This window comes from Streptomyces sp. R-07 (assembly GCF_049913175.1).
In the GTDB taxonomy this organism is placed as follows: domain Bacteria; phylum Actinomycetota; class Actinomycetes; order Streptomycetales; family Streptomycetaceae; genus Streptomyces.
The window spans coordinates 5667845-5682825 of sequence record NZ_CP183978.1 but is presented as its reverse complement, the minus strand read 5'-3'; the positions used below and the strand labels follow the sequence as shown (position 1 = coordinate 5682825).

General features: G+C 72.0%; 14 protein-coding genes and 1 pseudogene. 6 read left to right on the top strand and 9 right to left on the bottom strand.

Annotated features, from left to right (window positions below; translation table 11 throughout):
- Positions 1-4: 4 nt before the first annotated feature.
- Both ACN9M0_RS26230 and ureA read right to left on the bottom strand, forming a co-directional pair.
- Positions 5-1687, bottom strand: a complete 1683-nt coding sequence (locus tag ACN9M0_RS26230; protein WP_366035945.1) for an urease subunit alpha — start codon at positions 1685-1687, stop codon at positions 5-7.
- The gene (gene ureA / locus ACN9M0_RS26225; protein WP_366035946.1) at positions 1687-2382 is read right to left on the bottom strand and encodes an urease subunit gamma; all 696 of its coding nucleotides are present in this window, start codon (positions 2380-2382) and stop codon (positions 1687-1689) included. Before ureA ends, ACN9M0_RS26230 begins: the two co-directional genes overlap by 1 nt.
- Positions 2383-2529: 147 nt before the next feature.
- Between ureA and ACN9M0_RS26220 the strand changes: the two genes are divergently transcribed.
- Positions 2530-3951 carry a cytosine permease gene (locus ACN9M0_RS26220; RefSeq protein WP_426404313.1) on the top strand — a complete coding sequence of 474 codons (1422 nt, stop codon included), beginning with the start codon at positions 2530-2532 and terminating at the stop codon, positions 3949-3951.
- Between the two features lie 3 nt (positions 3952-3954).
- Here the strand turns inward: ACN9M0_RS26220 and ACN9M0_RS26215 are convergent, their stop codons facing one another.
- The 3 genes from ACN9M0_RS26215 to ACN9M0_RS26205 form a co-directional block, all read right to left on the bottom strand.
- On the bottom strand, positions 3955-5043 hold the full coding sequence (locus tag ACN9M0_RS26215) for a branched-chain amino acid aminotransferase (RefSeq protein ID WP_366035948.1): 1089 nt from the start codon (positions 5041-5043) through the stop codon (positions 3955-3957).
- Positions 5044-5301: 258 nt separating this feature from the next.
- Positions 5302-6342, bottom strand: a complete 1041-nt coding sequence (locus ACN9M0_RS26210; protein ID WP_366035949.1) for a 3-isopropylmalate dehydrogenase — start codon at positions 6340-6342, stop codon at positions 5302-5304.
- 92 nt (positions 6343-6434) lie between these two features.
- Positions 6435-6569 (bottom strand): hypothetical protein, encoded by a 135-nt coding sequence (locus tag ACN9M0_RS26205; RefSeq protein WP_366035950.1) that lies wholly within the window; start codon positions 6567-6569, stop codon positions 6435-6437.
- Between the two features lie 317 nt (positions 6570-6886).
- Between ACN9M0_RS26205 and ACN9M0_RS26200 the strand changes: the two genes are divergently transcribed.
- Both ACN9M0_RS26200 and ACN9M0_RS26195 read left to right on the top strand, forming a co-directional pair.
- A complete protein-coding gene (locus ACN9M0_RS26200; protein WP_366035951.1) occupies positions 6887-7228 on the top strand; it encodes a PadR family transcriptional regulator in 342 nt (113 codons plus the stop codon).
- A complete protein-coding gene (locus ACN9M0_RS26195) occupies positions 7225-7968 on the top strand; it encodes a hypothetical protein (RefSeq protein ID WP_426404312.1) in 744 nt (247 codons plus the stop codon). The genes ACN9M0_RS26200 and ACN9M0_RS26195 overlap by 4 nt, the downstream gene beginning before the upstream one ends.
- 6 nt (positions 7969-7974) lie before the next feature.
- Here the strand turns inward: ACN9M0_RS26195 and ACN9M0_RS26190 are convergent.
- Positions 7975-8366, bottom strand: a pseudogene (locus tag ACN9M0_RS26190) (GNAT family N-acetyltransferase); the annotation flags it as partial.
- A 96-nt stretch (positions 8367-8462) separates the two neighbouring features.
- Between ACN9M0_RS26190 and ACN9M0_RS26185 the strand changes: the two are divergent.
- Entirely contained in the window at positions 8463-9341 is an 879-nt protein-coding gene (locus tag ACN9M0_RS26185; protein ID WP_366035954.1) for an alpha/beta fold hydrolase, read from the top strand.
- Positions 9342-9416: 75 nt separating this feature from the next.
- Here ACN9M0_RS26185 and ACN9M0_RS26180 read toward each other — a convergent pair whose 3' ends face one another.
- Complete coding sequence (locus tag ACN9M0_RS26180; protein ID WP_426404311.1) at positions 9417-9872, bottom strand: MarR family winged helix-turn-helix transcriptional regulator; 456 nt, start codon at positions 9870-9872, stop codon at positions 9417-9419.
- Positions 9873-10003: 131 nt separating this feature from the next.
- Here ACN9M0_RS26180 and ACN9M0_RS26175 point away from each other — a divergent pair, with 131 nt between their 5' ends.
- The gene (locus ACN9M0_RS26175; protein ID WP_399696009.1) at positions 10004-11017 is read left to right on the top strand and encodes a zinc-binding alcohol dehydrogenase family protein; all 1014 of its coding nucleotides are present in this window, start codon (positions 10004-10006) and stop codon (positions 11015-11017) included.
- 74 nt (positions 11018-11091) lie between these two features.
- Here ACN9M0_RS26175 and pruA read toward each other — a convergent pair whose 3' ends face one another.
- Together pruA and ACN9M0_RS26165 are read right to left on the bottom strand one after the other, a co-directional pair.
- Positions 11092-12723: an L-glutamate gamma-semialdehyde dehydrogenase gene (gene pruA, locus ACN9M0_RS26170; protein WP_366035957.1), complete on the bottom strand. Its 1632-nt coding sequence runs from the start codon at positions 12721-12723 to the stop codon at positions 11092-11094.
- Between the two features lie 30 nt (positions 12724-12753).
- Complete coding sequence (locus ACN9M0_RS26165; RefSeq protein ID WP_366035958.1) at positions 12754-13680, bottom strand: proline dehydrogenase family protein; 927 nt, start codon at positions 13678-13680, stop codon at positions 12754-12756.
- Between the two features lie 183 nt (positions 13681-13863).
- Between ACN9M0_RS26165 and ACN9M0_RS26160 the strand changes: the two genes are divergently transcribed.
- Entirely contained in the window at positions 13864-14976 is a 1113-nt protein-coding gene (locus ACN9M0_RS26160) for a PucR family transcriptional regulator (RefSeq protein ID WP_366035959.1), read from the top strand.
- The last annotated feature ends 5 nt before the right edge of the window (positions 14977-14981 follow it).

Sequence of the window (14981 nt, the reverse complement as noted above, 5' to 3'; positions counted from 1 at the left end):
GGTCCTAGAGGAAGTAGAGGCGGTTGAGGGAGACGGACTCGGCCGCCTCGGAGCGGATCGGGGAGCCGTCGAGCGAGACGAGACCGGTGCGGCCGTCGACCTGCACGTCGCCGACGCGGGAGTTGAGCCGCAGGTCGGCGGGGCCGATGCCGCGGGTGCCGCGGACGGGGACGCGCCGGCGGCGGGTCGGCATCGCGTCGGAGCCGAGGTCGACGGCTGCCTGTGCCACGAACGCGACGGAGATCTCGGCGGGCGTGGCGCCGTGCGCGCCGAACAGCGGTCCGAGGACGAGCGGTTCACAGGTGTCGGTGGCGGCGTTCGGATCGCCCACGACCCCCCACGCGGGGAAGCCGTTCTTGATGACCATCTGCGGCTTGGCGCCGAAGAACTCCGGCCGCCAGAGCACGACGTCGGCCATCTTCCCGACCTCGATCGAGCCGATCTCGTGGGCGAGGCCGTGGGCGATCGCCGGGTTGATGGTGAGCTTGGCCATGTAGCGCAGCACGCGCGCGTTGTCGTCGTGCGCGCCGTCGCCCTCCATGGGTCCGAGCTCGGCCTTCATCTTCCCGGCCATGGCGAAGGTCCGGCGTACGGTCTCGCCGGCCCTTCCCATCCCCTGCGCGTCGGAGGAGGTGATCCCGATCGCGCCGAGGTCGTGCAGGACGTCCTCCGCGCCCATCGTCCCGGCCCTGATCCGGTCGCGCGCCATGGCCGCGTCGCCGGGCAGGTCGGTCTTCAGGTCGTGGACGGAGACGATCATCCCGTAGTGCTCGGCGACCGCGTCGCGGCCGAAGGGGAGCGTGGGGTTGGTGGAGGAGCCGATGACGTTCGGCACGCCCGCCATCTTCAGGACGTTGGGGACGTGTCCGCCGCCGCAGCCCTCGATGTGGAAGGCGTGGATCGTACGGCCTTCCAGGACGCTCAGGGTGTCCTCCACCGACAGGCACTCGTTCAGGCCGTCGCTGTGCAGCGCGACCTGGACGTCGTGCTCCTCGGCGACCCGCAGCGCGGTGTCGAGCGCCCGGGTGTGGGCGCCCATGTCCTCGTGGACCTTGAACCCCGACGCCCCGCCCTCGGCGAGCGCCTCGACGAGCGGCGCCGGATCCGAGGACGAGCCGCGGGCGAGGAAGCCGATGTTGACCGGCCACGCGTCGAAGGCGCTGAAGGCGTGCTTGAGGGCCCAGGGCGAGTTGACGCCGACGCCCCAGACGGGGCCGAACTCCTGGCCGATGACCGTGGTGACGCCGCTCGCGAGCGAGGCCTCCATGATCCTGGGCGACAGGAGGTGGACGTGGGTGTCGACGGCTCCGGCGGTGGCGATGAGGCCCTCGCCGGAGACGATCGAGGTGCCGGTGCCGACGACGACGTCGACCCCGTCGAGGGTGTCGGGGTTGCCGGCCCGGCCGATCGCGTGGATCCGGCCCTCGCGGATGCCGACGGACACCTTGCGGATGCCCTGCACGGCGTCGATGACCAGGACGTTGCTGATGACGACGTCGCAGGTCTCGCGGACGGCCGCGGCCTTGAGGTGGAGGCCGTCGCGGGCGGTCTTGCCGAAGCCGGCGAGGAACTCGTCGCCGGGCTTCTGGGAGTCGGACTCGACGCGGACGACGAGCCCGGAGTCGCCCAGGACGACTCGGTCGCCGGCGCGTGGGCCGTGCACGGATGCGTACTCGTACGGGTCCATCAGTCCTCGTCTCCGTTCTCGACGCCCAGGTAGCCGCAGGCCGCCGCGCGTCGCAGGGCCTCTTCCTTCGCGCCGGGCGCGTCCAGCGGGCCGTCGACCAGGCCGGCGAAGCCGATGGCGACGCGGGCGCCGCCGATCGGCACGAGCCCGACCTCGGCCTCGCCGCCCGGGTCGAAGCGGAAGGAGGCTCCGGCCGGGATCGCGAGCCGCATGCCGTAGGCGGCGGCGCGGTCGAAGTCGAGGCGCGGGTTGACCTCGAAGAAGTGGAAGTGGGAGGTGACGCTCACCGGGACCGTCGCCGTGTTCCGTACGGTCAGCCGCACGTCCGGCTCCGGCTCGGGATGCTCGGGTCCGGGCAGCAGCGCGCCGGGGGCGTCCGCCCCCGGTGAGCCGCCGCCGATCGGGCCGGAGACGACCGCGAGCCGCGAGCCGTCGTCGAAGACGGCCTCGACGTGGACCTCGGTGACCACGTCGGCGACGCCGGGCAGGACGTCGTCGGGGCCGAGGACGGAGCGGGCGGCCTCGATCGCCTCGGCGAGTCGCTTGCCGTCGCGGGCCGCCTCGCAGACGGTGTCCGCGATGAGCGCGGTCGCCTCGGGGACGTTGAGCCGCAGGCCCCGGGCCCGGCGGGCGCGGGCGAGCTCGGCGGCGCCGAAGAGCAGCAGCCGATCGCGTTCCGTGGGGGTCAGTCGCACGCCCCATACACCTCCTGCAATTGCGACACGTTTGAGCGACACTCTAAATGTTGAGACGCCCGCTTCCAAGCATTGACGTCGCCGACAGGCGTAGGTCACATTGAGCGCCGCTCTAAAACTTCCCCTTCGCCCCCGCAGGGAGTCCTCATGCCGATAGAACAGCGCGGAGTCGACACGATCCCCGAGGCCGAACGCACCAGCGGCCCCCGCGACCTCGTGTCGATCCTGCTCGGATCCAACCTCTGTCTGGGGGTGATCGTCTTCGGCTGGCTGCCGGTCTCCTTCGGCCTGGGCTTCTGGGCCTCTGTGACATCCGTCATCACCGGCACCCTCGTCGGCGTCGCGGTCACCGCCCCGCTCGCGCTCGTCTCGCTCCGGACCGCGACCAACCTCTCCACCTCCTCCGGCGCCTTCTTCGGCGTCCGCGGCCGGCTCGTCGGCTCCGTGGTCGGGCTGCTGCTCTCGCTCGGTTACACCGCGCTGACCCTCTGGATCGGCGGCGACGTGATGGTGGGCACACTCGCCCGCCTCGTCGGCCTGCCGACCGGCGGCACCGCCCACGCCGTCGTCTACGCCTTCCTCGCCGCCTGCACGGTGGTCGGCGCGGTGTACGGCTACCGGCTGCTGCTCCGGCTGAGCAAGGCCCTCGCGATCGGCATGACGGTGCTCCTCGCCGTCGGCCTGGCCGCCTACGCCGGTGACTTCACGACGGCCGCCGTCCCGGACACCCCGTACCTGCTCGGCTCCTTCTGGCCGACCTGGCTGCTCTCGGCGGTCGCGGCGGGGCTCAGCGGCCCCGTCGCCTTCATCACCCTGCTCGGCGACTACACCCGGTACGTCTCCCCCGAGCGGTACAGCGCGAAGACCGTGTGGCGGGCCACCTGCCTGGGCCTGACCGTGGGCCTGCTGGTCCCGCAGCTCTTCGGCACGTTCACCGCCCTGGCGGCGCGCGGCGGCCTGGACTACGCGGGACCGCTCGTCGCCGCGTCGCCCGTCTGGTACCTCGTACCGCTGCTCGTCTCCGCCACCGCCGGCTCCGTCGGCAACGCCGGCCTGATGCTGTACTCGATGGGGCTCGACCTCGACGCGATCCTGCCGAAGGCCACGCGCGCACGTGCCACCCTCGTGGTCGCGGCGGTGGCGACGGCCTTCGTCTTCGCCGGCCACTTCGCCTCGGACGCCCAGACGGCGATGACCTCGTTCGTGCTGCTGCTCACCGCGATCGGGACCCCGTGGGCGGTGATCACCCTGATCGGGCACACGCGCTGCGGCGGTGACTACGACCCGGAGGCGCTCCAGGTCTTCAACAACCGCTCGCGCGGCGGGATCTACTGGTTCTCCGCGGGCTGGCACCCGCGCGCCACCGCCTCCTGGGCGGTCGGCGCGGCGGTCGGCCTGGCCGCGGTGTCGACGCCGCTCTACGAGGGGCCGCTGCTCGCCCTCACGGGCGGGATCGACTGCAGCTTCGTGTTCTCGGGGATCGTGGGCGGCGCGCTGTACGCCGTCCTGACGCCGAACAGGGCTCCCGGGACCGTGACGGCCCCGGAAGCCCTGGCGACGACGGAGTAGCGACTAGCCGAGCTCGTGCATCCAGCCGTGGACGTCCTCGGACTTGCCGGTCTGGATGGCGAGCAGCGCCTCGCGCAGCTTCATCGTGACCTCGCCGGGCTCCCCGCCCGACTGCTGCCACTCACCCCGGGCGGACTTGACCGTGCCGACCGGGGTGATGACGGCGGCGGTGCCGCAGGCGAAGACCTCGGTGAGGGTGCCGTTCTCGGTGTCGGCCTTCCACTGGTCGATGGAGACGCGGGCCTCCTCGGACGCGTAGCCGAGGTCCCCGGCGACCTTGAGGAGCGAGTCGCGGGTGATGCCCGCGAGCAGCGAGCCGGTGAGGGTCGGCGTGACGATCTTGTCCCCGTACACGAAGTACAGGTTCATGCCGCCGAGTTCCTCGACCCACTTGTGCTCGACCGCGTCGAGGTAGCAGACCTGGTCGCAGCCCTTGGCCGCCGCCTCGGCCTGCGCGAGCAGGGAGGCGGCGTAGTTGCCGCCGGTCTTGGCGTCGCCGACGCCGCCGGGGACGGCGCGGACGCGGTCCTCCGAGGCCCAGATGGAGACGGGCTTCACGCCGCCCTGGAAGTACGGGCCGGCCGGCGAGGCGATGACGACGAAGAGGTACTCGTTGGCCGGGCGGACGCCCAGGCCGACCTCCGTGGCGATCATGAACGGACGCAGGTAGAGCGAGTCCTCGCCGCCGTGCGCCGGAACCCACGCCTCGTCGTGCCGGACCAGGACGTCACAGGCCTCGACGAAGGTCTCCACCGGCAGCTCGGGCATGCCGAGCCGGCGGGCCGAGGACTGGAAGCGGCGGGCGTTGGCGTCGGGACGGAAGGTGGCGACCGAGCCGTCGGGCCGGCGGTAGGCCTTCAGGCCCTCGAAGATCTCCTGCGCGTAGTGCAGGACGTTCGTGGCCGGGTCCAGGGAGAGCGGGCCGTACGGCACGAGCTGGGCGTCGTGCCAGCCGCGGCCCTCGGTCCACCGGATGGTGACCATGTGGTCGGTGAAGTGGCGGCCGAATCCCGGGTTGGCCAGGATCGCCTCGCGCTCCGCGGCGGACAGCGGGCTGGAGGAGGGCTTGAGCTCGATCGTGGGCGTCGTCATGAGTGCGTGTCCTTCACCGGTTGTGATGGGGAGGACCGCGCGCGCATGCCGTCGTCGGGGACTGTCGTCCCTGACGAGCCGGCGTACGGGCATGCCCGTATGCCGCGGCCCCACGTTCGATTATCGCCCGTGGGGACCTGTGCGGAAAACGGGTGCGCGCGGTCCGGGGTCGGGGGGAAGCGCCCCGCGGCCGCGCAAGGAACGGCCGCCGGGCGCTTGTGCGACCCGGCGGCTGCTGCTGATGTCAGTCGGCGCGGGTCAGCTCGCTACTCGCGCGGCGAGCGCGTCGCCGATCTCGTCCGTCGTGCGGACGCTGTCGCCGCGCTCGGTGAGGTCGGCCGCGACGGCCTCCTCGACCCGGGCGGCCTCGGTCTCGTAGCCGAGGTGGCGGAGCAGGAGGGCGACGGAGAGGACGGTGGCCGTGGGGTCGGCCTTGCCCTGGCCCGCGATGTCCGGCGCGGAGCCGTGGACCGGCTCGAACATGGACGGGAACTCGCCGCTCGGGTTGATGTTGCCGGAGGCGGCGACGCCGATGCCGCCGGAGACGGCCGCGGCGAGGTCGGTGATGATGTCGCCGAAGAGGTTGTCGGTGACGATCACGTCGAAGCGGGCCGGGTCGGTGACGAGGAAGATCGTCGCGGCGTCGACGTGCAGGTAGTCGGTGGTGACCTCGGGGAACTCGGCCGCGACCTTGTTGAAGATGTCGGTCCAGAGGTGGCCGGCGAAGGTCAGCACGTTGTTCTTGTGGACCAGCGTCAGCTTCTTGCGCGGGCGGGCCTGGGCGCGGGCGAAGGCGTCGCGGACCACGCGCTCGACACCGAAGGCGGTGTTGACCGAGACCTCGGTGGCGACCTCGTGCGGGGTGCCCTTGCGGATGGTGCCGCCGTTGCCCGTGTACGGACCCTCGGTGCCCTCGCGGACCACGACGAAGTCGATCTCGGGCTGGCCGGCGAGCGGGGTGGCGACGCCGGGGAGCAGCTTCGACGGACGCAGGTTCACGTGGTGGTCGAAGGCGAAGCGGAGCTTCAGCAGGAAGCCCCGCTCCAGGACGCCGGACGGCACCGACGGGTCACCGATGGCGCCGAGCAGGATGGCGTCGTGCTTCTTGAGGGAGGCGAGGTCGGCGTCGGTGAGGGTCTCACCGGTGGCGTGGTAGCGCTTGGCGCCGAAGTCGTACTCCTCGGTCTCCAGCTTCACGTCCTGGGGAAGGACGGCCGCGAGGATCTTGAGGCCCTGGGCCACGACCTCCTGGCCGATGCCGTCGCCGGGAATGACTGCGAGATTGATGCTGTGAGACATGTCGGCACCCTACTCTTCGTCCCATCGTCTGACACGTCGTGTCCGCCATGTGGACGAACCGCCATGTCGGGGGACGGACGTCAGGACGGTCCTCAGTGGCCGGTGGAGCCGCCGTTGTCACGGCGGTCGAGGGCGCGCTGGAGGGCGGCGGCGGCGTTCTGGCGGGCCTCGTCGCTGGGACGGTTGGCGGCGGAGTGGCGGACGCGGCGGGCGGTCTGAGTGGCCATGAGGGATCGACTCCTTGAGATCAGTGGTGATCCGGAAGTGCGGAGATCAGTGGTGATCGAAGGCGCCGGAAGGGGCGGGGAGCGCCGCCGCAGGGGTTGCCTGCACAGGGCGTCGCGCTCTCGACCGCCATTCGCTGATGAAGCGAGACGTTCGGCTTCTACAAAGCTAGGGCAGCGTGCCGCATCTGTCTCCACAATTACTCGGACTTCCTACTATCTGAGACGGCGGGCCACCGGGGGTCACCGCCCGGCGACCCGCGCTAGCAGGCCTCGCCATCTAGATTGCATTCCTACCTAGGTAGTGATGGGATGCACCCATGGCCGCAGACCGCAGACCCAGCTGGCTCAAGGGAGTCCTCGACCTGCTCGTCCTCTCCTGCCTGACCGACGGCGAGAGTTACGGGTACGAGATCGCGAAGGCGCTCGACGGGGCGGGCCTGGGCGAGATCAAGGGCGGGACGCTCTATCCCGTACTGAACCGCCTGGAGCAGGCCGGTCTGGTGGAGGCCGAGTTCCGCGCCGCCGAGCGCGGGCCCGGGCGCCGCTACTACCGGCTCACCGGCCCGGGCCGGGCACACCTCGCGGCCGAGAGCGAGGCCTGGACGGAGTTCCACCGGGCCGTCCGGACGCAACTGCACGCAGGGGGAACCACACCATGACCACCGACGCCTACTTCGCCGAACTGACCGACGCGCTGCGCGCCGCGGGGGTGCCCGAGGAGCAGATCGGGCGGACGACCGCCGAACTGCGCGGGCACCTCGCGGAGACGGGGACCGCACCGGAGGAGGAGTTCGGGCCGGCCGGGGCCTTCGCGGCCCGGTTCGGCGGACTCGCCCCGGCCCCCGGGGAGCCGGACGAGGCGGCGGAGCACTGGACGTGGACCGCCGACCTGTTCAACGACCGCCGGATGCTGGCCGTCCACGGCGCCCAGGGCTGGGAGGTGGAGGGCCTGGACGGTCTCGGCCGCTTCGTCTGCCGCCGGGCGCCCGGGGTCGCGCTCGCCTGGGAGTACCGCCGCGAGGTGACCGCCGGCCACCGGCGGACCCGCGTGCTCGACGAGCTGACGCCGGAGGGCTGGGAGTTGTGCGGCGAGTGGCTGGTGTACGGCTACTTCAAGCGGCCGCGCGCGGCGACCGCGGGACCGGCGGGCACCCTGGAGGCGCCGCCGGCCGCCCCGCACCGGTGGCTGTTCCTGAGCCGCCGGGGCAAGGCGGTGCTTGCCGCATGGTGCGTGCTGGTCGGAGGCGCGGCGGCCGCGTTCTTCATCGGGGCGCTCGGAGCCCCCGGGCTCGCGATCGTGATCGCCCTGGCCTCGGCGCTCTCCGCCGTGTACACCTCCCACCTGGAGACTGCCGCGGGCCGCGCCCGGCAGAAGGCCGGTGCCGCCGACCGGGGCTGACGCCCCTCACATCACGTCGCCGTCCCGCCGGTCGAAGACCAGCGGGGCGGCGGGGTCGTGCAGGGCCCGGCCGCCCGCGGGGCGCAGGAGGACGAAGCCCTCCTCCTCGGCGAGGTGGACGATCCCCCCGGGCGAGAGCGCTTCGAGTCGGCCCTCCCACACGCTCCAGCCGCGCGCCCGGTAGAGCGCGGCCCCGTCGTCCGAGGCGCCCGGCGCCCGGCGCCCCGAAGGCGTGCGCCCCCATCGATCACCCGCTCGAGTCCGGCCATCACCGCGCCGCCGAGCCCCCGCCGCCGGAAGCCCTCCCGGACGGCGACCCCTTCGACGTATCCGACGCGGCGCGAGCGGCTCCGGTGGAGCGCCCGGCGCAGCACGACGGCGCCGTGGGCGGTGACACCCCGGTCGCCCTAACCCTTAAAGACTCCTTGACAGGTTAGCCGGGCCCCGATTGAATCTCCCCATAACCAGTGAGCGACACATAAGGGGTTAGAACGATGTCCGTGCTGCCGATCCACCACCGCACCGTCACCGTCCGGGGCCACGAGATCGCCTACCGCGAGGCCGGCCCGGCCGACGCGCCCGCGCTGCTCCTGCTGCACGGCTTCCCCACCAGCTCGCACATGTTCCGCGACCTGATCCCCCTGCTCGCCGACCGGTACCGCCTGATCGCCCCCGACCACCTGGGCTTCGGCCGCAGCGCCGCCCCCTCGGCCGCCGACTTCGACTACACCTTCGCCGGACTGGCCGCGCTCACCGCCGAGTTCACCGAGGCCATCGGCCTCGACCGGTTCGCTCTCTACATCCAGGACTACGGCGCCCCCATCGGCCTGCGCCTCGCCCTCGCCCACCCCGAGCGGATCACCGCGATCGTCAGCCAGAACGGCAACGCCTACGAGGAGGGTCTCGGCGCCGAGGCCTGGGCCCCGGTCCTCGCGCTGATCGAGGAGCGCACCCCGGGGACCGAGGAGCCGGTCCGCGCGATCCGCTCGCTCGACGGGATCCGGTGGCAGTACGAGACGGGCGTCCCCGCCGAGTACCGGGACCTGCTCAGCCCCGACGCCTGGCACCACGACGCCGCCCTGATGGCCCGCGAGGGCCAGGACGACATCCAGCTGGGCCTGATCGCCGACTACGGCTCCAACTTCGACCTCTACCCGGCCTTCCAGGAGTACTTCCGCACCTCCCGGGTCCCTCTCCTCGCCGTCTGGGGCGAGGGCGACCAGGTCTTCGTGCCGGCGGGCGCCGAAGCCTTCCGCCGCGACCTCCCGGACGCCGAGATCCACCTCCTCCCCACGGGCCACTTCGCCCTGGAGACCCACGCGCCGGCGATCGCCTCGCTGATCGACGACTTCCTGAAGCGGAACGCGGCCTGACGGAACGCGGCCTGACGGAACAGCCGGCCCGATCCGCCCCACCCGCCGAAACCCGACCCGCCCGGCCCGGACCCGTCAGCGGGTGCGGGTCGGCGGCGTCTGGTCGACGAGAACGGCCGTCGTGCGGTCGAGGAGGTCGCACAGGGCGGCGTGCTCGACCGGCGTGAACGCGTCCGTGAGCGCCCGCTCCAGGACGATCACCTCCTCGTACGCCCGACCCAGCACCGCCCGGCCCTCGTCGGTCATCGTGACGATCTGCACCTTGGCGTGCACGGGCGACGGGTCGCGGCGGATGAGCCCCTTGCCCTCCAAGGTGGCCAGGACGCTGGCCATGCTCTGCTGGGTCACCCCGCAGGCACGTGCCGTCTGGGCCGCGGACATGCCTCCCTCCCGCGAGAGGGTGAGCAGCACGGTGTACTGGATCATGGTCAGCCCGTGTCCGCGCAGCACCGCTTCGTGGTGCGCCATCAGCGCCTGTTCCGCGCGCCTGATCCGGCTGCAGAGGTACTCCTCGACGGGCATGTCCGCCATGCGCTCGCTCCCTTGCTTCCCGCGCGGCACCCACATTCACAGAATTCTGTGTTGACTCAGGTACCTGTCACATCTACCGTTCCCGTGACGGCACGACACAGGATACTGAGTCAGCACAGGAGGCTGCTTCCATGAGGGCGATCGTTCTCGACAGCGACGACCACTACCGGATCACCGAGCTCGACGAGCCCGCACCCGGCCCCGGCGAGGTCGCGGTCCGCGTGGCGTACGCCGGTGTCCAGTGGGGCGACACGATGGTCAAGGACGGCCTCTTCCCCGTGCCGCGCCCCTTCGTCCCCGGCTTCGAGGCGTCCGGGCACATCGTCGCGGTCGGCCCGGGCGTCGACGGCGGCCGCGTCGGGGAGGCCGTCGCCGCGCTCGCCCCGGGCGGCGCCCACGCCGAGGTCGTCGTCGTGCCCGCCGTCCTCGCGCTCGCCGTCGGCGAGCTGTCGCTGCGGACGGCGGCGGCGTTCGGCTGGGGCACGCCGACCGCCTACGACCTCGTCCACACCGTCGCCCGCGTCCGCGAGGGCGAACGCGTGCTGATCCACGGCGCGGCCGGCGGCGTCGGCGGCCTCGCCGCCCAGTTCGCCCGGCTGGCCGGAGCCGGCCGGATCGTCGGCGTGGCCGGCAGCGCCGACAGGGCGGCCTACGCGGCCCGGTCCGGCTTCGACCGGATCCTGCTGCGCGAGGAGTTCCCCGCCGGGCTCGACGACGAGCCGTTCGACGTCGTCCTCGACCCGGTCGGCGGCCCCACCCGGCAGGCCGGACTGCGCGCCCTCGCACCGCACGGCCGCCTGGTCGCGTACGGCGCCCTCGGCGGCCACGCGCCCGTCCTCGCCGACGCCGACGACCTGCTCGGGGACGGCCGGTCGCTGATGACCTACAACGGCAACCTGCTGAGCCGGACCCATCCCGAGCGCCTCGCCGACTCCGCCCGCCGGGCTCTCGACCTGCTGGCCGCGGGGCGGATCCGGATCGACGTCACCGCCGAGTACGACCCGGCGGACCTCGGCCTCGCCGTACGACGGCTGCGGGAAGGCGCCACCCACGGCAAGAGCGTCCTTCGCGTCGCCGGACGGCTCGCCCCCCGCCCCGCCTCCCCCACCGCGGACAGCCGCCCGGCCACCCCGGCCGGCACATGAGAACCGCCCCCGTCCTCAATTGGGGGTAGAGGAGGGGGGCGGTGATCAGGGGCCGCTCACGCGGCGGGCGGGCGTCAGCCCATGTGCGGGTAGCCGTACTCGGTCGGCGGGACCAGCGTCTCCTTGATGGCGCGGGTCAGCGTCCAGCGCATCAGGTTCTGCGGGGCGCCGGCCTTGTCGTTGGTGCCGGAGGCGCGGCCGCCGCCGAAGGGCTGCTGGCCGACGACGGCGCCGGTCGACTTGTCGTTGATGTAGAAGTTGCCCGCGGCGAAGCGGAGCTTCTCCATCGTGTACGCGGCGGCCGCGCGGTCGCCGGAGATGACCGAGCCGGTGAGGGCGTAGTCCGAGACCGACTCCATCTGGGTCAGCATCTCGTCGTACTTGTCGTCCTCGTAGACGTGGATCGCGAGGATCGGGCCGAAGTACTCGGCCTTGAAGACCTCGTTCTCCGGGTCGTCGCAGACGATGACGGTCGGGCGGACGAAGTAGCCCACCGAGTCGTCGTAGGTGCCGCCGGCGATGATCGTGCAGCTCGGGTCGGCCGCGGCACGGTCGATCGCCGCCTTGTTCTTGGCGAACGAACGCTCGTCGATGACGGCGCCGATGAAGTTCGACAGGTCGGTGACGTCACCCATGGTGATGCCGTCGATCTCGGCCGCGAACTCCTCCTTGAAGCCGTCGTTCCAGATGGACGCCGGGACGTACGCACGCGAGGACGCGGAGCACTTCTGGCCCTGGAACTCGAAGGAGCCGCGGTTCAGCGCGGTCTTCAGGACGGCGCGGTCGGCGCTGGGGTGGGCGACGACGAAGTCCTTGCCACCGGTCTCGCCGACGATCCGCGGGTACGAGCGGTACTTCTCGATGTTGTTGCCGACCGTCTTCCACAGGTGCTGGAAGGTCCTGGTCGAGCCGGTGAAGTGGATGCCGGCCAGGTCGCGGTGGTTCAGGGCCACCTCGGAGACGGCGATGCCGTCGCCGGTCACCAGGTTGATGACGCCCTTCGGCAGGCCGGCCTCCTCCAGGAGCTCCATGAGGAGCACGGCGGAGTGGGTCTGCGTCGGGGACGGCTTCCAGACCACCACGTTGCCCATGAGGGCGGGGGCGGTGGGCAGGTTGCCCGCGATGGCCGTGAAGTTGAACGGCGTGATCGCGTAGACGAAGCCCTCCAGCGGGCGGTGGTCCAGACGGTTCCACACACCCGGGGAGTTCGCCGGCGGCTGCTCGGCGAGGATCTGACGGGCGTACGCCACGTTGAAGCGCCAGAAGTCGACGAGCTCGCAGGGGGTGTCGATCTCGGCCTGCTGGGCGGTCTTCGACTGGCCGAGCATGGTGGACGCGGCCAGCGTCTCGCGCCACGGGCCGGCGAGCAGCTCGGCGGCGCGCAGGATGATCGCGGCGCGGTCGTCGAAGGACATCGCGCGCCAGGCCGGGGCCGCGGCCAGGGCCGCGTCGATCGCGTCCTGGGCGTCCTGCTCGGTGGCGCCGCGGAAGGTGCCGATGACGGCCTGGTGGTTGTGCGGCTGGACGACCTTGAACTCCTCGCCGCCGCCGAGGCGCTTCACACCGCCGATGGTCATCGGCAGCTCGCGCGGGTTCTCGGCCAGCTCCTTGAGCTTGGTCTCCAGACGGGAGCGCTCCGGGGAACCGGGGGCGTAGCTGTGCACCGGCTCGTTGACCGGAGCGGGGACCTGGGTGACAGCGTCCATGAGTCTCGATACTCCTTGTGAGAGGTGGGCTCAGCCCTTGGTGAGGATGGAGCGGACGAAGAAGAGGAGGTTGGCCGGCTTCTCCGCGAGGCGGCGCATGAAGTAGCCGTACCAGTCGGTGCCGTACGCGGTGTAGACGCGCATGCGGTGGCCCTCGGCGGCGAGCCGGTTCTGCTCGTCGCTGCGGATGCCGTACAGCATCTGGAACTCGTACTCGTCCAGCTTGCGCCCGGCGCGGCGGGCCAGCTCCTGGCCGATGGAGATCAGGCGCGGGTCGTGCGAGCCGATCATCGGGTAGCCCTCGCCGTCCATCAGGATCTTCATGATCCGGACGTACGCCTTGTCGATCTCGGGCTTGTCCTGGATGGCGACCTCGGCGGGCTCCTTGTAGGCGCCCTTCACGATCCGGACGCGGGAGCCGTTCGCCGCGAGGCGGCGGGCGTCGTCCTCGGTGCGGAAGAGGTACGCCTGGATGACGCAGCCGGTCTGCGGGAAGTCCTTCCGCAGCTCCTCGTGGATGGCGAACATCGAGTCGAGGGTGGTGTGGTCCTCGGCGTCCAGGGTGACGGTGGTGCCGATCTCGGCGGCGGCCGCGACGACCGGGCGGACGTTCGCCAGGGCCAGCTCGTGGCCGTCCTCCAGGGACTGGCCGAACATCGAGAGCTTCACGGACATCTCGGCGCGCTCGCCGAGGCCGAGCTCCTTGAGGCGGCCGATGAGCTCCAGGTAGGCGTCCCGGGCGGCGTACGACTGCTCGACGGTGGTGATGTCCTCACCGACGACGTCGAGGGTGACCTCCAGGCCGCGGGCGCTCAGCTCGGAGACGATCGGGACGACGTCCTCGACCGTCTCACCGGCGATGAAGCGGGCGACGACCTGCTTGGTCCCGGGGGCGGCCGAAACGAGACGGCGCATCTTGTCGCTGCGCGACGCGGCGAGGATCACGGGACCCAGCACGGGGACCTCCAGAAGGACAGGGTGACGAAGGGTGCCGTACCCGGTCTTTCCTAATGATCCGGGAACAGCACGAGGAACCACCGTGAAACCTATGGATCGCTCCGATCGTCCGCCATCTACAGCTGTCACGCATCCGTGCACGGCATCTCATACATATGTCTGAGGGGGTGCGAGAATGGCGCTGTGAAGGGCGATTACCAAGAACTGGTGGACGAGATCTCCGCGCTGCTCGGCGAGCCGGCGACGCTGGAGAACCGCGATTTCGGGCTGATCGCCTTCGGCGCCCACGACAGCGACGACGACACCGCGATGGACCCCGTGCGGACGCGGTCGATCCTGACCCGGAAGTCGACCCCGGCGGTCCGCGCCTGGTTCGAGGGCTTCGGCATCACCCGGGCGACGGGCCCGGTCCGCATCCCGGCCGCTCCGGACGCCGGGGTGTTCCGGGACCGCCTCTGCCTGCCCGTACGCCATCGGGGCGTCGTCCTCGGGTACGTCTGGCTGCTCGACGCCGAGCCCGGCCCCACGCCCGCCCAGCTCACGGCCGCGATGGAGGTCGCCACCCGGATCGGCGGCCTCCTCGCCGACGAGGAGCGCGCGGACGCCGACCTCTCGCGCGAGTTCGCCGCGGTCCTCACCGCCGGGCGGGGCTGGCAGAGCGACATGGCCGTCGCGGCGCTCCGGGTGGCCCTGGGGCCCAGCGCGGACGGTCTGCACGCCGTCGTCTGCGTGACCCCCTGGCGGGGCGAGGCCCCGTCGATCCGTGCGGTCCCCGGCGCGGCGGCGGTCGCCGCGCTCCCCGAGGGCGAGTCCCTCGCCGTCCTCGTACGGCTGCGCACGGCCGAGGACCTCTCCCCCGCCCACACGGCCGCCGACCGGCTGCGTGCCACCGCCCCGGCCGGCATCGCGAACCCGCGCCGGGGCCTCACGGAGCTCCCGGCGGCCTGGCGCGAAGCGAACACGGCGGCCCGCGCCGCCACGGCGCAGCCGACGCTCGGCCCGGTCGCGGAGTGGGCCGGGATCGGCCCGTACCGCCTGCTCGCGGCGCTCTACCACCCCGAGATCGACCCCGTCGTCGCCCCGCTGCTCACCCCCGCCCACGCCGAACTGGCCCGCACCGCAGAGGTGTTCCTCGACAACGCGGGCCAGGCGGGCCGCACGGCGGCGGCCCTGGGAATCCACCGCCAGACCCTCTACTACCGGCTGTCCCGCGTCGAACAGCTCACCGGCCTGGACCTCGACGACGGCGAGGACCGCCTCCTGCTCCACATGTCGCTGAAGTCGGCCCGGCTGTAAGCCTC